At 37.9% G+C, this 22,766-nt stretch carries 19 protein-coding genes; 10 read left to right on the top strand and 9 right to left on the bottom strand.

The genetic code is table 11. The features are described from left to right. Positions 1–126 precede the first annotated feature (126 nt). The gene (locus DZB84_RS08280; protein ID WP_116351793.1) at positions 127–1,242 is read right to left on the bottom strand and encodes an aminopeptidase; all 1,116 of its coding nucleotides are present in this window, start codon (positions 1,240–1,242) and stop codon (positions 127–129) included. Between the two features lie 176 nt (positions 1,243–1,418). On the opposite strand from DZB84_RS08280, the gene DZB84_RS08275 reads away from it, so the two are divergent. The 3 genes from DZB84_RS08275 to ytxJ are packed head-to-tail and all read left to right on the top strand — an operon-like array spanning position 1,419 to position 2,604. Next, on the top strand, positions 1,419–1,856 hold the full coding sequence (locus tag DZB84_RS08275) for a DUF948 domain-containing protein (RefSeq protein ID WP_116351792.1): 438 nt from the start codon (positions 1,419–1,421) through the stop codon (positions 1,854–1,856). Positions 1,857–1,871: 15 nt separating this feature from the next. Next, the gene (locus DZB84_RS08270; protein ID WP_116351791.1) at positions 1,872–2,264 is read left to right on the top strand and encodes a YtxH domain-containing protein; all 393 of its coding nucleotides are present in this window, start codon (positions 1,872–1,874) and stop codon (positions 2,262–2,264) included. A 13-nt stretch (positions 2,265–2,277) separates the two neighbouring features. Next, a complete protein-coding gene (ytxJ, locus tag DZB84_RS08265; protein WP_116351790.1) occupies positions 2,278–2,604 on the top strand; it encodes a bacillithiol system redox-active protein YtxJ in 327 nt (108 codons plus the stop codon). 448 nt (positions 2,605–3,052) lie between these two features. Here ytxJ and DZB84_RS08260 read toward each other — a convergent pair whose 3' ends face one another. Continuing rightward, entirely contained in the window at positions 3,053–5,212 is a 2,160-nt protein-coding gene (locus DZB84_RS08260; RefSeq protein ID WP_116351789.1) for a cell division protein FtsA, read from the bottom strand. 179 nt (positions 5,213–5,391) lie between these two features. On the opposite strand from DZB84_RS08260, the gene DZB84_RS08255 reads away from it, so the two are divergent. Together DZB84_RS08255 and ccpA are read left to right on the top strand one after the other, a co-directional pair. After that, positions 5,392–6,468 (top strand): bifunctional 3-deoxy-7-phosphoheptulonate synthase/chorismate mutase, encoded by a 1,077-nt coding sequence (locus tag DZB84_RS08255; RefSeq protein ID WP_116351788.1) that lies wholly within the window; start codon positions 5,392–5,394, stop codon positions 6,466–6,468. A gap of 202 nt (positions 6,469–6,670) precedes the next feature. Continuing rightward, complete coding sequence (gene ccpA, locus DZB84_RS08250) at positions 6,671–7,669, top strand: catabolite control protein A (RefSeq protein ID WP_116351787.1); 999 nt, start codon at positions 6,671–6,673, stop codon at positions 7,667–7,669. Positions 7,670–7,705: 36 nt separating this feature from the next. Here the strand turns inward: ccpA and DZB84_RS08245 are convergent, their stop codons facing one another. The 3 genes from DZB84_RS08245 to DZB84_RS08235 are packed head-to-tail and all read right to left on the bottom strand — an operon-like array spanning position 7,706 to position 10,162. After that, the gene (locus tag DZB84_RS08245) at positions 7,706–8,860 is read right to left on the bottom strand and encodes an acetoin utilization protein AcuC (protein WP_116351786.1); all 1,155 of its coding nucleotides are present in this window, start codon (positions 8,858–8,860) and stop codon (positions 7,706–7,708) included. 2 nt (positions 8,861–8,862) lie between these two features. After that, positions 8,863–9,501, bottom strand: coding sequence for an acetoin utilization AcuB family protein (locus DZB84_RS08240; protein ID WP_116351785.1), 639 nt, complete (start codon positions 9,499–9,501; stop codon positions 8,863–8,865). Between the two features lie 28 nt (positions 9,502–9,529). After that, complete coding sequence (locus tag DZB84_RS08235) at positions 9,530–10,162, bottom strand: GNAT family N-acetyltransferase (protein ID WP_116351784.1); 633 nt, start codon at positions 10,160–10,162, stop codon at positions 9,530–9,532. Positions 10,163–10,355: 193 nt separating this feature from the next. Between DZB84_RS08235 and acsA the strand changes: the two genes are divergently transcribed. Beyond that, entirely contained in the window at positions 10,356–12,074 is a 1,719-nt protein-coding gene (gene acsA / locus DZB84_RS08230; RefSeq protein ID WP_116351783.1) for an acetate--CoA ligase, read from the top strand. A gap of 47 nt (positions 12,075–12,121) precedes the next feature. On the opposite strand, the gene DZB84_RS08225 is transcribed toward acsA, so the two are convergent. Beyond that, on the bottom strand, positions 12,122–15,043 hold the full coding sequence (locus tag DZB84_RS08225) for a transglycosylase domain-containing protein (RefSeq protein WP_116351782.1): 2,922 nt from the start codon (positions 15,041–15,043) through the stop codon (positions 12,122–12,124). Positions 15,044–15,194: 151 nt separating this feature from the next. Here DZB84_RS08225 and tyrS point away from each other — a divergent pair, with 151 nt between their 5' ends. Then, entirely contained in the window at positions 15,195–16,454 is a 1,260-nt protein-coding gene (gene tyrS / locus DZB84_RS08220) for a tyrosine--tRNA ligase (RefSeq protein WP_116351781.1), read from the top strand. Positions 16,455–16,798: 344 nt separating this feature from the next. On the opposite strand, the gene rpsD is transcribed toward tyrS, so the two are convergent. Further along, positions 16,799–17,401 (bottom strand): 30S ribosomal protein S4, encoded by a 603-nt coding sequence (rpsD, locus tag DZB84_RS08215; RefSeq protein WP_116351780.1) that lies wholly within the window; start codon positions 17,399–17,401, stop codon positions 16,799–16,801. Between the two features lie 404 nt (positions 17,402–17,805). Here rpsD and DZB84_RS08210 point away from each other — a divergent pair, with 404 nt between their 5' ends. Then, entirely contained in the window at positions 17,806–19,227 is a 1,422-nt protein-coding gene (locus tag DZB84_RS08210) for a sensor domain-containing diguanylate cyclase (RefSeq protein WP_116351779.1), read from the top strand. Between the two features lie 182 nt (positions 19,228–19,409). Then, positions 19,410–20,585: a methionine gamma-lyase gene (megL, locus tag DZB84_RS08205; RefSeq protein WP_116351778.1), complete on the top strand. Its 1,176-nt coding sequence runs from the start codon at positions 19,410–19,412 to the stop codon at positions 20,583–20,585. A 34-nt stretch (positions 20,586–20,619) separates the two neighbouring features. Here the strand turns inward: megL and DZB84_RS08200 are convergent, their stop codons facing one another. Next, entirely contained in the window at positions 20,620–21,099 is a 480-nt protein-coding gene (locus DZB84_RS08200) for a GAF domain-containing protein (protein ID WP_116351777.1), read from the bottom strand. 142 nt (positions 21,100–21,241) lie between these two features. Between DZB84_RS08200 and refZ the strand changes: the two genes are divergently transcribed. After that, positions 21,242–21,895, top strand: coding sequence for a forespore capture DNA-binding protein RefZ (refZ, locus tag DZB84_RS08195; protein ID WP_116351776.1), 654 nt, complete (start codon positions 21,242–21,244; stop codon positions 21,893–21,895). Here refZ and hisJ read toward each other — a convergent pair. Continuing rightward, the gene (gene hisJ, locus DZB84_RS08190; RefSeq protein WP_116351775.1) at positions 21,885–22,706 is read right to left on the bottom strand and encodes a histidinol-phosphatase HisJ; all 822 of its coding nucleotides are present in this window, start codon (positions 22,704–22,706) and stop codon (positions 21,885–21,887) included. The genes refZ and hisJ overlap by 11 nt on opposite strands. Positions 22,707–22,766: the final 60 nt, after the last annotated feature.

Here is a 22,766-nt window from a genome sequence, read left to right as displayed (position 1 = left end):
GGCTTTTCTTATGTTTGTCGGACTTGCACAGGACAAGGAAGGCTTCGACAGCATAAGCATCGCACGAAGAAAATGCACCGCATTTTCGAGGATGTTCCTCTTTCAAGGCACTTGCGCATTTCAGTATCATTTTAGATTTTCTGGATTTAATGGTTCAAGTTCTGGGATGACGAAACGGCCATCTTTTCGAATGAGCACATCATCGAAATAGATTTCCCCACCGCCATACTCAGGGCGTTGGATATTTACCATATCCCAGTGGATATTCGAGTTATTTCCGTTATAGGCATCATCATAGGCTTGCCCAGGTGTGAAGTGGAAGCTACCATCAATTTTTTCGTCAAATAGAATGTCCTGCATTGGATGTTGGATATATGGATTAACACCGATTGCAAACTCACCGATATAACGTGCCCCTTCATCTGTATCAAGAATTTTATTGATACGCTCTGTATCGTTCGCTGTTGCTTCAACAATTTTTCCATCCTTGAATGTAAGGGAAACATTTTCAAACGTAAAGCCTTGATATGGTGAAGGTGTATTATAAGTTAGGGTACCATTAATTGAATCACGAACAGGTGCCGTATATACCTCGCCATCTGGAATATTCATTTCACCAGCGCATTTGATAGCTTTGATTCCTTTAATGGAGAAAGTAAGGTCAGTACCTGGACCAGTAAGGCGAACCTTATCTGTCTTGTCCATAAGTTCAACAAGTGCATCCATTGCATTGCTCATTTTTCCATAGTCTAGATTACAAACATTGAAATAAAAATCTTCAAAAGCTTCCGTGCTCATTTTTGCAAGCTGAGCCATTGAAGAATTTGGATAACGAAGAACGACCCATTTTGTCTTTGGTACACGAATTTCACGATGCACTTTTTTACCGACTGTATTTCCTTCAATTTTCATTTTATCATCTGGAACATCTGCTAGTTCATTAATGTTATCTCCAGAACGAAGGCCGATATAGGCATCCATCTTACTCATCACTTTTGCTTCAAAATCTGCTTTCATCTCAAATTGTTTTTCCTGTGCTCCCAGTAATAGCGCACGGTCAACTTGATGGTCCTTTAATGATACAAATGGGTAACCACCTGCTTTATATGCTTCGTTAATTAACGCGATTACAAGTTCACGCTGTAGGCCGAAGTTTTCAATTAGTACTTTTTCGCCTTCCTTGAGGCGCACAGAGTAATTAATTAAATTACGAGCGAGTGTTTCAATACGTGGATCTTTCATGTTTATTGCCTCCATATCCTTATGCTTATGTACAATCTTATTGTAACCTAATAGAAGAAAATTGTTTACTAAAATTCCGTGAAGGATTTTAATAGGAAATGTCGAAACTTTAACATTAGGGGTATATGATTAATAATAGGAAAGATGGGTAAGAAAGATATAGGAGGTGCACCAAGATGATTCTTATCGTTTACATAAGTGTTGCAGTAATTGCAGTGGCATTTTTAATTTTAGTTATCTATCTCTCAAAAACACTTCGTTCTCTTCAAACAACATTAGATAATGTGGCGGGAACTTTATCTGGGCTAGAAAAACAAATGGAAGGCGTCACAAGTGAAACGACTGCACTGTTGCATAAAACAAATAAGCTTGCAGAAGATATTCAGCAGAAGTCTGAAAGTCTGAATACAGTCGTTGACGCTGTTAAGGATGTTGGAACTTCATTGCAACGCTTTAATAAATCAATAGGAAATGTGACAGAAGAAGTTGCTGTGCAATTGGATAAAAATAAAGCCAAAATCTCACAGGTTGTTCAAGTAGGGAATGCTGTTATAGAGATGTGGGATAAATGGAAAGATAAGAAACAAAAGCATGATAAACATTTTTCGAATTAAAGAAAGGGGATTCCAATGGGAAAAAATAGTGGTTCAAACTTTATTCTTGGAACAATTGTAGGTGCAGCGGTTGGAGCTGCAACAGCACTATTTCTAGCACCAAAAACAGGACAGGATCTACGCAAACAGATTAATGACCAAGCCTCTGTTGTAAAGGAAAAAACAAATTCACTATCTAAAACGATTTCTGAACAGTCTAATCAAATTTTAACAAAAGTAAAAGATTTTAAGGCTCCTATTGGTCAAAACAGCGAGGAACCAGAAGCAGCTGTAGCTACAACTACAACTTCAGATGAACTGAATCGCAGTGGGGATCATGCTAAAAATGAAGAATTATTCCAAGAAAAGCTAGCTGAAGCACAGCAAGCCCTCACAGAAGCCGAGAAACATACACAAACAAATGAATAGGAGAGATGAAAAGATGGGGAAAACAAAGATTGAATCCATTGAGGAGTTTAACCAAGTCCTTGAAAAAGAAAACCAATTTATATTAATAAAGCACAGTTTAACATGTCCGATAAGCAAAGCCGCGTTTGATGAGTATGAGCAATTTGTGGCAGAACATGAGGATGCACCAACGTATTATCTTTATGTTCAAGAAGCAAGAGAACTCTCTACTTACATTGCGGAACACTTTGAAATTAAACATGAATCACCACAGGCACTTCTATTTGAGGATGGAAAGGTAAAATGGAATGCCTCTCATCGAAGTATTACAAAACAATCATTAGTTGCAGCAGGCGAATAAAAAAAGTCCATGGCTCACATAGCTATGGGTTCTGTTTTAGGGTGCAAAACACGGAAATAAAATTAGGCTCTAATTTATCAACTAAATTAGAGCCTATTAAACGTTAAATTAGATAACGTTTTAGACATTAAAATTTTCTTTGTACAGAAGTTTGATATCTTGTCCTTAATCAAGTAACCAGCAAAGTAAAATAAGCGGATTTTTTCCGGTTAAATGCAGATTGGAGCTTGTTTCTGCTTATATAAGGGGATTTTTTTCGCTTATGCACAGCAAAAAAACCTATTTTCGAATTTTTCAAGCCAATAGGCGGAATCTCTACGTCTATTTTGGTCTTTTTTAACAATAATTACTAATTAAGTGGAATTTTTCCGTCTATTATCAAATCGGGTGCTTAACCTGTCTCCCCAACCGATAGTACGAGCCCCTTGATCTTAGATGCAGGTTTTCTTTATGAAATTGATTTTTCTGACCAAACAATGTCTAAATGATCCCCGGGTGACAGGACATCATAAAATGTGCATTCTTCTTCATTTTTTAAAAGCTTAAACCTTCCAATTGAATCTGTAGGTAATTGGATATCAACAAAGCGAAATAAATCCTGAAATATAAAAGGTTCTGCCTCTTTAGCTCTCATTTGAAGTTTATCACCATGTTTAAGAATATCATCTTCAAGAAGAATTTTTCCATTTCGATAAAACTCATGTAATGGCTTTTTAAGGGATATCATTTTTTCTTTAAAGAATACTTGAATGGTATAGTCCATTTGTATTTTTTGTGTTTCTGCAAATAGGCGTAAGGTTGGGGTTGCCCCCGGTTCTATTTCAAAGGAATCCTCATCCATAAATGGTGAATGTATAGGAATTTTTACTCCGTTTCTTGTTATTTTGCTAGAAAATTGTTCGAGCTGGATGTTTTGCTCGTTTAATGAAATGGTAAACTCATTTATCAATTCATCATATAATGGATAGTTACTTGCCCGGATCATTTCTTCAATCGTCTCAGGAAAATAAAATGATATTTCATCATGATCTTGGACAAAGCTTTCCGGATTAACTAATTGATGATTTTGCTTGATAGTCGCTGTTATCACTACTTCCTCGCCATTCATGAAAATTCTTTTTTGAGGGATATCGTCAATCAGTTCCTTAATCATCACGCTAGCCATTGCACCGTCGTTTCCTTTGCTAACTATGACTTCGTCACCATTTGTAATTTCATCCTCAAATGAACATGGTACCCCATTTTTTAAAAGGATAGGAGATTCTCCATATCCTCCAGGAATGGTGATGGTCTGGTGGTTAACCTTTACAATCATCGCCAATCCAGGTTTTCCATAAAGTTTATGTAGCTTAATTCCAGCTGCTAGTAAGCTATCACCAACAGTTAAACGTTTCATTTCAAAAAGTCTTACTGATTTTTGATTGACTGTTACATTGACATAATGGACAGGTGATTGACTTGATGCAACAGCTATTCCAATTGGTGTTACGAGTTCAGGCCCTTTTTTAATATGCTCCGTCAATTCAATCTGATTAATGGCATCAATACCGCGAATCGCAACACGGTTATCTGGCAATCCAAGTAAGTGCGCAAGCCGTTTTGGAAGTTCAGGAGTTAAGCTGCCTCCACCAACGAGCATGACTGCTTTAGGGGATTTATTTTTATTTAAACTTAATATCTCGCCCTGTATTGATTCTGCTAATCGATCTATCGAATCAGAAATTTTTTCAATCACTTCTTGCCTGCTGATTTCAATTTCAAAACCAAGTATATCGACAACTTGAATGGTGTCATAAGCTAATAAATCACGTTTTGCTTGCTCGGCTAGTGGAAAGTCGAGGAGAAGCTGGTCACTAATTGCTTCCGTAATCTCATCCCCTGCGATTGGTACCATCCCATAAGCGACAACGGTTCCTTCATCCGTAATGGCAATATCAGAAGTCCCTGCACCAATATCAACTAACGCCACGTTTAATCTCCTCATCGATTGTGGAATGAGTACATTAATCGCAGCAATAGGCTCAAGAGTTAGCGCCTGCATATCAAGATCTGCTCGGTGCAAAGCTGATATTAATGATTCAACTACGACTTTAGGTAGGAACGTCGAGATGATTTCAACGCTGGCTTCATTTCCTTGTTGGTCAATTAAGCTCCCTATTTCTTGATTGTCCAAAAAGTAATGGATGACAGAATAACCTACACAGTAGTAATCATGGCTTTTTTCGGATTGATTTTTTTCGGCTAATGCATATTGGGCTTTTTGGACAGCACTTAATTCTAAGTGTAAAATATCTTCCCTTTGAATCAAAGGCATGGAAGAGATCTGTATGGTTTCTCTTGAACGTTCGGTCTTTAAGGATCTCCCTGCAGCAGCAACAGCTGCTTTAGTTAATTTACCATGCTTTACCTCTAGTGTTTCTTTAATGTCACGTATTACATTAGAGACAGCAATAATATCATGAATTTGCCCATCAACCATTGCTCGTTCCTTATGTTCACGTATGACAATATCAATTATTTTATATGAGGAACCCGTTTTTTCAGCAATAAGTCCGACTACAGAACGTGTTCCAATATCAAGTGCAAAAACTGTTGATTTATTTTCCATTATGTATTCACCTATTATATATTAGAGTCATATTATACTTTATTGCTTAAAAGCGTTTAAGTAATAAAAAAATTCGTGACAGTTCGAACGATTTCGTTTATAATGAATTTTAATTACTTGAAATGTACCATATTTTCAATTAGATTGCGACATATAGCTGTGAAGAAAGGAAGAGTGAGATGAGTAAAGCAGAATTGGATAATCTTCGCGATAGAGTGGAAGAAATTAATCTGGAAATTCTAAAACTTATTAGTGAACGTGGTAAATTGGTTCAAGAGATTGGAAAAGTAAAAGAAACACAAGGTGTTAATCGTTATGATCCGGTACGCGAAAGAACAATGTTAAATAATATTTTGGAACATAATGAAGGACCATTTGAAACATCAACCATTCAACATATCTTCAAAGAAATCTTTAAAGCAGGTCTTGAGATACAAGAAGATGATCATCGCAAAGCTCTCCTTGTTTCACGTAAGAAGAAGCCTGAAGATACAATTGTGGATGTAAAAGGTGTTAAAATTGGTAATGGTACACAACAATTTATCGTTGGCCCTTGTGCCGTTGAAAGCTATGAGCAAACAGCTGCAGTTGCAGCAGAGGCGAAAAAATATGGCTTACGTTTACTTCGAGGTGGAGCCTTTAAACCAAGAACATCCCCTTATGACTTCCAGGGATTAGGGCTTGAAGGATTACAAATTTTAAAACGTGTTGCTGATGAGTTTGATATGGCTGTTATCAGTGAAATTGTCAATCCAGCAGATATTGAAGTTGCTTGCGATTACATTGATGTCATTCAAATCGGTGCCCGTAACATGCAGAACTTTGAATTATTAAAGGCAGCAGGTTCAGTCAAGAAGCCTGTATTATTGAAACGTGGATTAGCTGCTACGATCGATGAGTTCGTAAATGCAGCTGAATATATTATTTCTCAAGGAAATGACCAAATCATTCTTTGCGAGAGAGGTATCCGTACTTACGAAAAAGCTACTCGTAATACATTAGATATTTCTGCGGTTCCAATCTTAAAACAGGAAACACACTTACCAGTATTTGTTGACGTAACACATTCAACTGGACGTCGTGATTTATTATTGCCATGTGCTAAAGCAGCTTTAGCAATTGGAGCAGATGGTGTCATGGCGGAGGTACATCCAGATCCAGCAGTTGCTTTATCAGACTCAGCGCAGCAAATGGATTTTGATCAATTTGAAAAATGGATTACAGAACTTAAAGCAACTCAAGCTGTTCGTGTATAGTTTTCATAAAAACCTCCTACTACTATAGTGGGAGGTTTTTTAGAGCTTTTTTAACGAAATTGTTAAAAAGTGCACAAAGTAATTGCCCTAACAAACTAAGTAGCGTATGATAATCTACATAAAGTAAGCAAATATGACATTTGTTTGTATAAAAAAGTTCATACTACATATAAGTGGTAACTTGAAATAAGGAGTGCTGTCAATGAATGTGACAATTTATGATGTAGCAAGGGAAGCCAATGTATCGATGGCAACCGTATCACGTGTTGTAAATGGTAACCCTAATGTAAAACCAACAACCCGAAAAAAAGTACAGGAAGCAATTGATCGTTTAGGCTATCGCCCAAATGCGGTGGCTCGAGGATTAGCAAGTAAAAAAACGACAACAGTCGGAGTAATTATTCCAGATATCTCTAATATTTTTTACTCAGAGCTTGCACGTGGAATCGAAGATATTGCGACAATGTATAAATACAATATTATCCTTAGCAACTCGGACCAAAACAAGGATAAAGAATTTCATCTTTTAAATACAATGCTTGGTAAACAAGTAGACGGTATTGTATTCATGAGTGGAAATATTACAGAAGAACATGTCCAAGAATTCGAAAAATCTCCTGTGCCGATTGTATTAGCTGCCTCAGTTGAAAGTACAAATTCAGTCCCAGCTGTAACAATTGATGTCGAGCAGGCATCCTATGATGCGGTTACTGAATTAACTAAAAGAGGTCATAAGAAAATTGCCTTTATTAGCGGGTTATTAAATGAACCAATTAATGGTGAAAAGAAATTAGCTGGTTATAAACGTGCAATTGAGGATGCTGGTCTTTCTTACAATGAAGAATTTGTAATCGAGGGTGATTACACATATGATTCAGGTATTGAAGGATTCGAGAAAATCCATGAATTAGCTGACAAGCCAACAGCTGTCTTTGTTGGTTCAGATGAAATGGCATTAGGTGTAATCCATAGTGCACAAGACCTAGGTTATTCGATTCCTGATGATTTAGAAGTGATTGGCTTTGATAATACACGCTTAGCAGTGATGGTGCGCCCACAGCTTACATCAGTTGTTCAACCAATGTATGACATTGGTGCAGTAGCTATGCGATTATTAACAAAGTTCATGAACAAAGAAAATGTAGAGGAACAAATCGTAATCTTACCTCACCGTATTGAATTTAGAAAATCAACCAAATAATAAGGTATGAAGAAAACACGGCAACTGCCGTGTTTTCTATTTATTACGAATCGGATAAAGAGTTTTTGTAACGGTTAGTGCATTTTTTTCTTCAATTTCCGATTTTCTAGGGATAGGTGGATATATAGTAGGTTGATCATCCCAGAAAGCAGGAAGAGCTAATTTAGCGCTTGGTTGCCATTTATTAATCCAATCAATTGGTAGCGGTCCTTCTATCTCCGATTTTTCAATCATTTCAAGCCAAATGAGAGACCATGCTCTCGGTACAACTCTCCATATATCATATCCGCCGCCACCTACTGCAATCCAGCGACCATCGCAATATTGGTGTGCAAGCTTGTGGGCAAGCTTGGGAATTTCTCGATAAATTTTCATTGTGGCTGACAAATGGGTTAATGGATCATAATAATGGGAGTCTACACCATTTTGTGTAAAGATGACATCTGGTTTGAAAAATTCGGCTACCTCTGTGAAAGCCGTTGTGTAGGCGTGCAACCATGATTCATCCTCAGTAAAGGCATCTAGTGGGACATTAAAGGAATAGCCATAGCCTTTGCCTGAGCCCCTCTCAGTCACGTTTCCTGTACCAGGAAAGAGATACCGACCTGTCTCATGAATGGAAAGTGTGCATACATCAGGATCATCATAAAATGTCCATTGAACACCATCACCATGATGGGCATCTGTATCAACATAAAGCACTCTTACATTATATTTCTTTTGCATATAGCGAATTGCAACAGCACTGTCATTATATACACAAAATCCGGAAGCTTTCCCCCTGAATCCATGATGTAAACCACCACCAAGATTAAGCGCATGCTTTGACTTTCCAGACATTACATGGTCAACGGCAGAAAGGGTAGCGCCAACCAATAAAGCACTTGCTTCGTGCATCCCCGGAAAAATTGGGGTATCCTCGGTGCCGATTCCATAGCTTTGTCCAACTTCTTCAGAGAGTTTACCTTCTCCAGCTAACTTGACCGCTTCAATAAATCTTGGGTCATGGACAAGCGCCAATTCTTCATCGGTTGCAATTCTAGGAGGTATTATATCCGAGTCATCTAACAAATCTAAACTTTTGAGTAAATCAAATGTAAGCTTTACCCTTGTTTGATTAAAGGGGTGGTCATCACTAAAACGATATTTTAACAATTGATCCGAATAGATAAAAGCTGATTCATTTGCCATGATTAAAGCCCTGGAAAGGATGGCCACATAACAGTGTAGCCCTCATTTTTAAGGTTTGTAATGATTTTATTCGGATTCATTGTTTGAACTCGTAGCACAAGGATTTTATATTGGACATCCTTATCGGGATAAACAAGGACGCTGTGAATATTAACTTTATGATTTTTAATGACATTGACAACCTCTGCTAGTGTACCTGCTTGATTCGGAACCTTAATTTCTAGCTGGGAGCCTGGTTGATTTGCACCAGTTAATTGTGCAAAGGTGTGAAGTAGATCCGTTTCTGTGATGATACCAACTAATTTTCCGTTGGATTCAATGGGTAGACAGCCAATTCGATGCTGGGAAAAGACAGCGGTGACTTCTTCAACAAAATCAAGTGGATGCCCGGTTATCACGTCTTTCACCATGATCTCTTTAATGGGTGATTCAAGGGTTTTTTCCTCGTTTGTAAAGTCCAGAATGGAGGGCTTGGCATCACGAATATCCCGGTCACTTATTAGCCCCATCAGATGTTGCTGTTGATCTACGATAGGAATATGACGGATTTTTTTTTCGTCCATCATTTTGATTGCGGTTGAAATGGTATCGTCAGCTGATAACGTTGATATATTTTTTTTCATAATTTCTTCAATAATCATGTATATCCCCCTAACCTTTGAACATCCTTTAATACATGAATCGATTCATAAAACGTAGCCTGTCGAATCTTTCGATTGTATCCTGATTAACCCGTTTCCCAATTCGAGCCATTAAACAATTGGCAGGATGTGAACTAATTTCAGGGTCGTCTGTTGCAAACCATTCAAGTCCACCAGCACTCATCATTTTTTCCATTACCTTCCGATATTCCCAAACATTAAGGCCAGTGCCTTTTAAGTCCCAGTGCCAATAATATTCAGTAGTTATGATTAGGTAGTCCTCCATGGCATCATCCATCATTGAAACAAATAACAGATTTTTTCCAACCTGACAGCCGCGAAACTTTGGAATAACTTCAATTGCACCTAACTCTATTAAATTATCAATTTTTCCCTCAGACCAACGTTCAAGTGGGTCTGGATATAGATATGTAACATACCCAACGATGGTATTATGCTCTCTTGCGATAATAATCCTTCCTTCAGGTAAATCTGCAATTTCAATCAATGCTTTATGTTGTTGGTTTGGAGTACGAAAAGCTACTAGGTCCTCGTGAAATTCATAGCTTGCAAGTGCCTCTCCAGTTATAGGACCTTCTATAATGAGCGTACCATGAGGGGTCTTTAGTTCCTTAGCGTTATATGTTTTCTTATGCTCCACAATGTCACCACCATTCTAAAGTCACTTTCATTATACATGAATCTAGCAAAAATGAAGCGTTTACAGACTCTTCTACACTAATTATACAATTATATCTAGAAATATTATATATATAAAATTTTAAAAATTGAGAAAAGAGGAGTTTTATTTTATAATAGAATAGTAAATAACTTACATAAAGGGGAAATGTGATGTGAAAGTGGAAGCGCTGCCAGCAACAAAAGGAAATTATAATTTAAAAGATTATGATGAAGCATATGCGAATTTTGATTGGACGGAAGTAGAATCAAACTTTTCTTGGTCTGAAACAGGTAAAGTTAATATTGCCTATGAAGCTATTGACCGCCATGCTGAGGGTGTGAGGAAAAATAAAATTGCCCTTTATTACCGTGATTCAACTCGTGATGAGAAGTATACATTTAAAGAAATGAAAGAATATACAAACCGTGCTGCTAACGTTTTAAAACAAGCTGCCGATGTTGAAAAAGGGGATCGAGTATTTGTGTTTATGCCCCGTTCGCCTGAATTATATTTTGCAATACTAGGGGCTATTAAACTAGGAGCGATTGTTGGTCCGCTATTTGAAGCGTTCATGGAAGGTGCTGTACGTGACCGTTTAGACGATAGCGAAGCGAAAGTGATTGTCACGACTCCAGATTTAGTAGATCGTATTCCTTTCAAAGAATTACCCGCATTAAAGCATATTGTCTTAGTTGGAGAGAATGTAACAGAGGATGGTCCTTTTATTGATTTTAATGGTCGGTTAAAAACGGCAAGTAAAGAGCTAGAAATTGAATGGGTGGAAAGAACGGACGGCATGCTCTTACACTATACTTCTGGTTCTACAGGTAAGCCAAAAGGGGTCTTACATGTTCATAATGCTATGATTCAACAATATCAAACAGCAAAATGGATTCTTGATTTAAAAGAGGATGATATCTATTGGTGCACCGCTGACCCAGGGTGGGTAACAGGGACTTCATATGGGATATTTGGTCCTTGGCTAAATGGAGCATCCAACGTAATCGTAGGAGGACGATTTAGTCCGGAAAACTGGTACCAAACCATTGAGGATTACGGAATAACTGTTTGGTATAGCGCACCAACTGCCTTTAGAATGTTAATGGGTGCAGGAGACGAATTAGTAAAACAATTTGATCTACGTTCATTGCGCCATATATTAAGTGTTGGTGAGCCACTCAACCCTGAAGTTGTTCGTTGGGGAGTTAAGGTCTTCAATTTACGCATTCATGATAACTGGTGGATGACTGAAACAGGCGCCCAGTTGATTAGTAATTATCCTTGTATGGAGATTAAGCCAGGCTCTATGGGTAAACCATTCCCTGGAATAAAGGCAGCCATTGTCGATGACCAGGGCAATGAATTACCTCCAAATCGGATGGGGAACTTAGCCATTAAAAAAGGCTGGCCGTCAATGATGTATCAAATCTGGAACAATCCGTCCAAATATGAGTCCTACTTTATGCCAGGTGATTGGTATGTATCAGGGGATTCAGCATATATGGACGAAGATGGATATTTCTGGTTCCAGGGTCGCGTGGATGACGTAATCATGACCTCCGGAGAGCGGGTTGGCCCATTTGAAGTAGAGAGCAAGCTTGTTGAACACCCTGCAATTGCTGAAGCTGGTGTTATCGGAAAGCCTGACCCTGTACGCGGAGAAATCATTAAAGCTTTCGTTGCATTAGTTGATGGTTATGAAGCGACAGATGAATTAAAAGAAGAAATAAGAGATTTTGTGAAAAAGGGATTAGCTGCACATGCGGCCCCTCGAGAAATTGAGTTTAAGGATAAACTTCCAAAAACGCGTAGTGGAAAAATCATGAGACGTGTTCTTAAGGCGTGGGAGCTTGATTTACCAACAGGCGACCTATCTACAATGGAAAATTAAAACATCAAAAAAGAGGTGATCCAATTGATCACCTCTTTTTCTATCCTTTAATTTCCACCATTATCTTTGCCATTACCATTTCCGTTGTTTCCCTTATTTCCATTTTCACCTTTGTTATCTTTGTCCTTTCCTTCCTCTGCTGGAGGAGTAACGACTTCCACTTCTGGCTCTGGTTTGTAGTCACCGTTCTTAACTAATACTGAATTTGCAAGTGGCGTTTCTTTACCAGTGACATCAACGGCCGTAACATAATAGGCTGCAACGGAACTTCCAACATTAAATTGTAAATCTTTTGTTGCAGGAATACTTCCGATCTTTTTGAAATCTGCTGTAAAATTAGAAGCACCGTAAATTCGATACCCAATCACATCATTGTGTTCATGTTTTGCCCATCTTAGGATCCCAGAAGAAATAGAGGCACCCTGTACTTGGGATGGAACAGATCCATTATCTTTAAGCTCTGCTGTTTCCGTTATGACAAGGTTCTTCCATCGACTGTTTTTTGGAAGTAACTGTTCAATTGCTTTTGCATCCTTTAAGTCGTGTTCCTCTAAAAATTCCTTCTTTATCATAATTCCTTCCTGAACAAATTCCTGTGGAGCACTTGTTGGTACACGATATGCTTTGCCGTTTACTTCAATATACTTACCTTTTACAAGGCTGTCATCTACTTTAGTCGGAACATATTTTGCGTTATAAATGTCTGATTGAACCAGACCAGCTTCTCGACATAAATCAGATGGGAGTAACCCTGAAATACCACAGTAAGAACGTGATACGATTCCGCCAGGCATTTTAAAGTTCTCTTTTGGCTGAACAAGTTCAGGCCTAATATCATATACTGCGTTCATTTGCTGAGCCCATAGAAGAGTACTTCTCCTTGAATAGGATAGTCCCTTATATGATGCAGGTATTGACTTTGGTGTATCATAGCCCATCCAAAGTCCGAATGTTACATTCGGGTTTGTTGCAACAAACCATACGTCTTGAACGAAGTTAGTTGTACCTGTTTTACCTGCCCAGTCCGCTTTAAACTTTAAATAACCATTAAGAGATGAGGCAGTACCACCATTTATAACATCACGCATCATATCAATCGTTAAATATGCAGTTTGTGGTGAAAATACATCAACAGGCTTGCTTTCATGTTCGTATACGACCTCACCATCGTTCGTAACGATCTTTTCAATCATATAAGCATCTATAAACTTACCCTCATTAGCAAATGTCGCAAACGCATTTACATTCTCTTCAACAGAAACACCATATGTCATCCCACCAATGGCAAGTGAAGGTGCGTGGTAATCCTGTTCAACTAAGGAAGTGAAACCCATTTTTTCTAAAAACGTAATTGGACGTTGATCAAACGCTTTTAAATACGTTTTGATAGCTGGTATATTCTTTGAGATTTGTAATGCATGTCGAGCAGACATTAAACCATCAAAGTCGTATGGACCACCAACGTTTTGTGGTTTGTAACTTCCATAGCTGAATTTCACATCGGCTATGACACTTCCTGGTTGTACCAATCCTAATTCCATTGCCGGTGCGTACGCCAAGAGGGGTTTCATTGTCGAACCATTAGGACGGGTACTTATCGCATGGTTTGTTTGTTCACGTTCGAAATCACGACCGGCCACAAAACTAATAATTTTTCCAGTCCTATTTTCAATAAGAACAGAACCCGTTTCTTCCGGTTCCAATACTTTTCCTTTTTCACCGGTTTCTTTATCAATTACCTTGTCTTCGGGTTGATCTGGACCAAAATATTGATAATTTTTGACTACCTCTTGCATAGCATCAAAAATTTCCTTGTCAATCGTAGTATGGATTTTATATCCATTTTGACGAAGACTTTTGTCAGCTATTTCACGGTAGTGACTTCGTAGTTCCTTGTTGTCTTCAAGATCTTTTTCCTCGTATCCATCTTCTTCAGATAATTTTTTCATTAAAATATCAGTGGCACGTTTTTCTACTTCAGCAGTTAACCAAGGATACTTTTCAGTTGGTTCTGACTTTGGTGGAGCAAAATTTGCACGAATATCATATGCAAGAGCTTCCTCATATTGCTGCTGAGTGATGAAGCCACCTGTAAGCATACGCTCCAAGACCGTTTTCATTCGGTTAAGACCGGGTTCAATATTTTCTTTTACCTTTCCACCCTGGTTTGAGAAAGGAGTATAAACATATGGGTTTTGTGGTAGACCGGCGATAAAGGCTGCTTGTGGCAGGTTTAAATCCTTTGCGTCCACTCCGAAAATCCCTTTTGCTGCCGTTTGTACACCGGCAATATTTCGACCTGATGAATTACGGCCATATGGAATAATATTAAGGTATGCTTCTAATATTTCATCTTTATCAAAAAACTTTTCAAGTCGTAATGCAATTAAGATTTCCTTTGCCTTTCGATCAAACGAAACTTCATTTGATAGAATTTGGTTCTTAATCAATTGCTGTGTTAGTGTACTTCCTCCGGTTTGGACAGGTGAACTTGTTACATCCTGTACGATTGCACGTAAAATGGATTTTGGCACAACCCCATCATGCTTATAGAAGTATTGGTCTTCGGTTGCAATTACCGCATCCTTGACATACTGAGAAATTTCATCCAGAGAAACTTCTTCACGTTGGAGGTCTGCCCGCAATTGACCAAGATAGATTTCGTTTGCGAAGTACACCTCTGTATTTTCTTCGTAATTATAAATATCTTTCTGTAAACTTTCGTAGCTTCGAACAGGTTCGTCCTTTACTAGGGATGCAAAGTAACCAGCACCTGCCCCACCTGCAAAGCCAAGACCGAGTATCGCGATGATAAAGAACAGTAAAAATAAATTCCATACAACACCATATGTAACTCTTACACCTTTACGGGTCCTCTTGCCAGTAATTGCTCTTGCTACTTTATTCGATGTGACTCTTTGCCAAAAAGAGTTAATTTTTTCAAATATTTGTGATTTTTTAAAATTCATAATCATCCCCCTAAAAATCCAAGTTTATTATAGCATATACCATAGTGCCTTTAGTATTTTTTTATGAATTTCCATTATTTAATTTGACAATATTAGACATAGTGTGATAGAAAAACCTTATTATAAGGTTAAAAGGAGAATTGAAAATAGAATGGATGTTATTCAGGATTTGACCTATAGGGGTCTTATAAATCAAGTAACCGATCAAGAAGGGTTACAGAATATATTAGCGACTGAAAAAATTAAATTGTATTGTGGATTTGATCCAACAGCAGATAGCTTACATATCGGCCATTTAGTAGGGATCTTGACATTGAGAAGATTCCAGTTGGCTGGACACCAACCGATTGCTTTAGTTGGGGGCGCTACTGGTCTAATCGGTGACCCAAGCGGTAAAAAGGCGGAAAGAACATTAAATCCAAAAGAGGTTGTCGTTCAATATAGCAACAGCATCAAAGAACAGCTTTCTCGCTTTTTAGATTTTGAAGCAGAGGGAAATCCAGCTCAAATTGCGAATAACTATGATTGGATCGGAAGCCTGGACTTAATCACTTTCCTGCGTGATATCGGAAAGAGTTTTGGGCTTAATTACATGCTAGCCAAAGACTCAGTTCAATCACGAATAGATGCAGGGATCTCGTTTACAGAGTTTAGTTATATGATTTTGCAATCCTATGACTTTTTAAAGCTGTATGAAAATGAAGGATGCCGACTACAAATTGGTGGAAGTGACCAATGGGGAAATATCACGGCTGGACTAGAATTAATCCGTAAGACAGTCGAGGACGCCAAAGCTTTTGGTCTAACCATTCCACTTGTAACAAAGGCGGATGGTACAAAGTTTGGTAAAACAGAAGGTGGGACGATTTGGTTAGATAAAGAAAAAACGTCGCCATATGAGTTTTATCAATTCTGGATTAATACAGATGACCGTGATGTTGTTCGTTATTTAAAATATTTTACATTCCTTTCCAAAGAGGAAATTGAAAGTCTGGAAGCGGAAATTCAACATGCACCAGAAAAACGTTTAGCTCAAAAGACGTTGGCAGAAGAGGTAACCAAATTGGTACACGGTGAGGCTGCGCTTGAGCAAGCGGTGAAAATTTCTGCAGCATTGTTCAGTGGTTCAATCATTGAATTAAGTGCGGAAGAGATTAAACAAGGCTTTAAGGATGTACCTTCCCATGAATTTGATGGGGAAGCAGAAGTTAGTTTAGTTGATTTATTGGTCATGAGTAAGATTTCTCCTTCTAAGCGTCAGGCACGTGAGGATATTGGCAATGGTGCCATCTATGTTAATGGTGAGAGAATCCAAGAGGTAGATGCGGTTCTTAACGAACAACATCGTATCGAAGGTCAATTCACAGTCATTCGTCGCGGTAAGAAAAAATACTTCTTAATCAAATATTAATAAGATAAGGTGTTCCTTGAGGGGCACCTTATTTGTATAAAAAAGCTCTTTTTCTAAAAAATTGTTGTTCTTAACCTAAAGTTTATTTGTGGAACTAGGGTGATTTCCGCTTCTGGCACTCGCTTTCCGCGGGCGATCCGCAAGCCTCCTCGCTCGTGCCTCACTACGGGGTCTCGCTTGGCTCGCTATTCCCGCAGGAGTCTCGCGCCATACGCTCCAATCACTAGAGGGAACACCCATGTGTCTAATAATCTACTTATTAATAGGCTAATCAAAAACAACAAAGTTTGCGAAAATAGCCATAAAAAAAGAGGAAAGGGATGTCCCTTTCCTCTTTAGGAAGATTAACGTGAGTAGAACTCAACGATGAATGCTTCGTTAATTTCAGCTGGTAGTTCAGAACGCTCTGGTAAACGAGTATAAGTTCCTTCTAACTTTTCAGCATCAAATGTTAAATATTCTGGTACGAAAGTAGTAGCTTCGATCGCTTCTTTGATTGTAACTAGGTTACGTGACTTTTCACGAACAGTAATAGTTTGACCAGGTTTTACACGGTAAGATGGAATATCAACACGGTTTCCATCAACAAGAATGTGACCATGGTTAACTAATTGACGTGCTGCACGACGAGTGCGAGCAAGACCAAGACGGTAAACTAGGTTATCTAAACGTGATTCAAGAAGAATCATGAAGTTTTCACCAAGAATTCCTTGCATTTTGCTTGCATTTGAAAATGTGTTGCGGAATTGACGCTCATTCACACCATACATATGACGAAGCTTTTGCTTTTCTTGTAATTGTAAACCATATTCAGAAAGCTTCTTGCGTTGGTTTGGACCATGTTGTCCAGGAGCGTAAGGACGCTTTTCTAATTCTTTACCTGTACCACTTAATGAAATGCCAAGACGACGGGATAATTTCCAGCTTGGACCTGTATAACGAGCCATGAATGACTCCTCCTTCAATGTTTTTATTTTGTTGTAAAATAAAAACAGATGTGATTAATGCCCTCGACTATTTTGTTTTCATGTATCTTCGCCCTAGCAGCCAAAGGTTACGTGATACACCATCTATGAGCTAAAGCTCACAAGAGGAACAAAATAGAACAAAAACTACTCACATATGCTGCAATATTTTACACAACGACCATTATATGATTTTTAGATTAGGAAGTCAAGTTTTCATGAAATGATGCAAAAGTCAGCAAGAACCGCATCGTTTTTTGGTGGATTTTGATTTTAAACATGAAAGTTGTAATAAATTTGGATTTTTTGATAGATAATGAGACATTTTCGTGCATTTTCTATTATAATAAATGTATTAAGTACAAATGTCAGATGGGTGATTAATCGTGAAGTTTCCAAATGAAGAATTAAGATACGAGCAACTATTTAGAGTAACCTCGAAGTTTCATTCAACGATGGATATAGATGCTGTGCTTGAAGAGGTTTTAAATACATTACAAGATGTATACCCATCGTTTACATATACCTTATTTCTTGCACATGATAATACGAGACATAATGTTATTCCCATTAAGGAAATTAAAGAATATGAACATGGCGATAACTCGCCTGTCATGCAAGCGTTTGTAACGGGAACTTTGCAGCTTGAAAATTTGGTTGCTGAAAACATGTCCAATATTTATGCTCCGCTAAAAGGGCGGCAGGGAGTTTATGGAGTATTGCAAATCAATGCTCATGATGTAGCGGAATTTCCAACATCAGAAATTCAGTTTATTGAATTATTGGCCAACACTGCTGGACATGCATTTGAAAATGCTCAACTTTACCAACAATCAAAGCAATTAATTGCGGATCTTCAATTAATTAACGAAACTTCACATAAATTAAATTCGAATTTGCGTTTAATAGATACATTGACATTCATGTCATCCCAGATCAGAAATTCTTTTGGTGCCGATGAAGTAGGTTTCTTTTTACAATCAAATGAGCAGATAGAGGTACTTCCTGGAAGTACTACTTTTTTTGAAGAAGGGCATGGGGAACCCTATGTTTTATATAGCCTTGACCGGATTTTATCAGAAAAAGAGCCTCTTTTTATCGGAGATTTACAGGGAGAACCAGCATTTAATGGGTTCTCTTATCGTTCGATGATGTCCGTTCCAATGGTACAGCGTAACGAAATTTTGGGAGTTGCCATTGTCTTACATGAATCACCATATTTCTTTTCTTTTGATAAATTTAAGCTTCTTCAGTCCTTAATTCACCATTCGTCCCTAGCTTTTACAAATTCGATTCTTCGTGAAGAACTTGAAAAGCTTGTGATTACGGATTATTTAACAAAACTTTACTCACGCAATTATTTAGAGGAATGTGTCCAAGAATCATTGGAAACAGACGCTTTTGGTACGTTTATTTTAATCGATATTGATGATTTCAAAAGAATCAATGACACATATGGTCACCAAGTAGGGGATGAAGCGCTCGTTCAAATTGCCAATCTAATCAAGGAAAACATCCGTGATAACGATATTGGAGCAAGATGGGGCGGAGAAGAGTTGGCAATTTATTTGCCTAAAGTTGGTTTAACGTCAGGGATTGCTGTGGCTGAGCGACTTGGCAAAAGGGTAGAACTACAATCAAATCCAAAAGTAACGATTTCATGTGGTGTTGCAACATGGTATAAGGAATCTAAAGAAACATTCCAGGCCCTTTTCCACCGTGCAGACAATGCACTATATGTTGCAAAACAATCAGGAAAAAATCTAGTCATTGCAAGTGAAAATAAAGTGGTTGAAGGACATTCTTAATAGGATGTCCTTCTTTTAAGTAGGCTTCATGGTGAGGTTGCTATTTTGTTTTGGACACCGGACCTGTCCAAAGTTTCAGAAAAACCAAGTATTCCTCTAAGAAATAAGAAAACGCTTTCAAAACAAGCATACTTGTCATATGCTAATGGTAGAATTGAAGGTTTAAAGGGGGAGAAGGGAGCATGAGTGAAAGTAAATCTTTTGATACATTAGCGATACATGGTGGTGGGTCAATTGCCCAAAATGGAAGCTTAGCACCACCGCTTTACCAAACGTCAACCTTTACTTTTGAATCAGCAGAACAAGGAGAAGCTCGTTTTGCAGGTGAAGAGGAAGGGTATATATATTCACGTCTAGGTAATCCGACAGTAAAGCTTTTAGAAGAAAGAATTGCCATCCTTGAAGGCGGGGAAGCAGGACTTTCATTTGGATCAGGGATGGCTGCAGTCTCCGCAGTATTGTTTGCCCTAACAAAATCTGGAGATCATATCCTTTGTTCACAAGGGCTATACGGGTGTACGTTTGGTCTACTTCAAATGATGGAGGAAAAGTTCAATATCAATCATGATTTTAGCGATATGGATGTTGAAGAAGAAATACTGTCAAAAATAACTCCAAATACAAAATTAATCTATATTGAGACACCCATTAATCCAACTATGAAACTCATTGATTTAGAAAAAGTTGTTAAAATGGCCAAACGACATCAAATCCCAGTTGTCGTTGACAATACCTTTTGTTCACCGTATTTGCAACAGCCAATTAAATTAGGGTGTGATATCGTCGTTCACAGTGCGACAAAGTATATCGGAGGACATGGTGATGTGATTGCAGGACTTGTCATCGGGAAGAAGGATTTTATCCAACAAGTTGCAATGACAACGAAAAAAGATATAGGTGGGATTATGTCTCCATTCGATGCTTGGCTTTTACTTCGCGGATTAAAGACGCTACCGGTACGAATGGATCGCCATTGTGACAATGCGGAAAAAATTGCATTTTTACTAAAAGAACATCAAAATGTGGAGCGCATTTTTTATCCCGGAGATAAAGAAAGCTCTGCACATGAGATTATGAAAAAACAAATGCGCAAGCCTGGCGGGTTAATTTCCTTTACTATTAAGGGTACAAAGAAGGATGCCCAAAATATTTTAAACCGCGTGAAATTAATTAAAATTGCAGTGAGTCTTGGTGATACAGAAACCCTTATCCAGCACCCAGCCACTATGACACATGCAGTTGTTCCAGAAGAGGCACGCTTGAAAATGGGAATTACCGATAATTTAATTCGTCTTTCGGTTGGACTAGAAGCATGGGAGGATATTTGGGAAGATTTAAATCAAGCGTTAAATGGATAGCAAAAACCAGTGGCTCCCCCACTGGTTTTATTTTTTATATATGTTTTTCCAAGACTTTCACAAATTCTTCTAAGCAATGCTGGTCTACTTCATCAAAACGTTCTTTGATAGGACTGTCAATATCTAACACACCAAATACTTCACCATTCTTCATAATTGGAACAACAATTTCTGATTGGGATGCAGCGTCGCATGCAATATGCCCTGGGAAAAGATGGACGTCTGCAACTCTTTCAGTCTTTTGGTTTTGTGCAGCAGTACCACAAACTCCACGACCCATCGGAATTCGCACACAGGCAGGTAACCCTTGGAAAGGTCCAAGAATAAGTTCATTTCCTTTTTTTACATAAAAACCAACCCAATTGATGTTGTCTAAAAATTGGTTAAGCAATGCAGATGCATTTGCTAAGTTTGCGATTTGGTCTTGTTCATCTTCTAGTAAAGCTTGGAGTTGTTTTGTTACAAGTTGATAGCCATCTGCTTTATTACCTTTATATTGTTCGACATGAAACATGGTTCTTCCCCTCCGTTTGAGTTATTCCTACATAAATATATCAAATAATAGCTTATCATGCGTTACTTGTCGATAAAATCTTAAAGGAATCTACCTTAGCATAGCGAAATCTATACAATATTAAGGGTAAGGTGGGTTCGTTATGAAAAGCAAAAACATGAAACAGAAAATTATAGATTCATCTGTATTTTTATTTAATACAAAGGGCTTTGATGGTACAACAGTTCGTGAAATTGCGAGAAAAGCAAATTGTAATGTTGCCAATATATCCTATTATTTTGGGAATAAAGAAGGTTTACTTGAACATCTTGTTTCCTCTTATTTAGAAGGATATTTGACATTTGTTGAACATGCCTATATTGAATTGGATAATAGAACTGCCAGAGAATGTTTATTGCTTGCGATCAGAGGCATTATGGAATACCAAAAGGAAAATCGACAGCTATCACGATTTGTCCAAAGGGAAATTTCCTTTGATACCACATTGATTCGTGAAATCATGACTACCTATATGGCAAAAGAAAAATACTATTTTCAAACCATTTTTGAAACTGGAATGAAGCAGCAGGAATTTGCCCTTATACCGATTCCGTATGCCATTATGCAGTTGAAGGGTATGTTATCAATGCCATATTTATATCCTCAATATATGTCAGAGGTTCTTCATTTAATGCCTTATGAACTGTATGTGAATGAGCAATATTGCCATGAAATTGAAAAGTGGGTTAACACGACGATTTGTAAGCAACCACAATCGTTAAGAAATAATGTAACCCCATTCCCTGTTAATATGTAGTCGGCGAAACGAGAACAGCACCTTTATATAAATCATCAAACCCTTGATTTAAATCCTTCCTGCTATGGGCATCGGAACCATAGACAAGAGGGATTTTTCGTTTTATGGCTTCTTTAATGACTTGTTCGTAAGGGTATACCTCCCGACAAAGAGGTTTATTGATACCAGCGCCATTATAGTCCAATGAAAGCCCTTGTTCAGCAATCAAGTCTAGTATCGAATTTATTTTATCGCTGAAATTTTTGGATGTAGGGAATTTTTTTTGAAACTTATGAACAAGCGTCATATGACCAATTCTTTTTGGTTTATACGGACCAAGGTCTGATGTGATTGAAGATAATAATGTATGATAATATGCTTCGTAAACAGCCTCTACTGATGAGTAATCCCCTATCATCGTTTCAAACATATCAGGACTAAAATCAAGACAATAGTAGTGATTTCCCTTTTTTAGAAAATGAACGGATAAAATACTATCATTCAAATATCGACCATATTCGCTTAAAAAGGTTTTTGTATCCTCTTCATACCCCTCAATATAGTCGACCTCTAACCCGATATTAATTTTGATCTCGGATGCAAATTTTTTTTGAAGTTCAGTTAAAACTGTAAAATAGTTTTCTAATTCATTTGGGTCCATTCCACTATCCTTTTGAGGCGTGGGATCAACAAAGCGTGCGGGAAGTGGTGCATGTTCAGTGAACGAAATTTCATCAAATCCTAATTGCTTTGCCTGTGCAATATATTCCTCAAATGCATCCTTTGTACCATGGGGACAAAAGGGTGTATGGACATGACCATCTGCTTTCATCGACAAATCCCTCATTTTTTTATAAAATTTGTAAAAAATTTTAAAAGTTTTAGTCAAAAA

This window comes from Bacillus sp. HNG (assembly GCF_003400205.1).
Lineage (GTDB): Bacteria > Bacillota > Bacilli > Bacillales > Bacillaceae_L > Ferdinandcohnia.
This window is presented reverse-complemented; position numbering and strand designations above follow the sequence as displayed.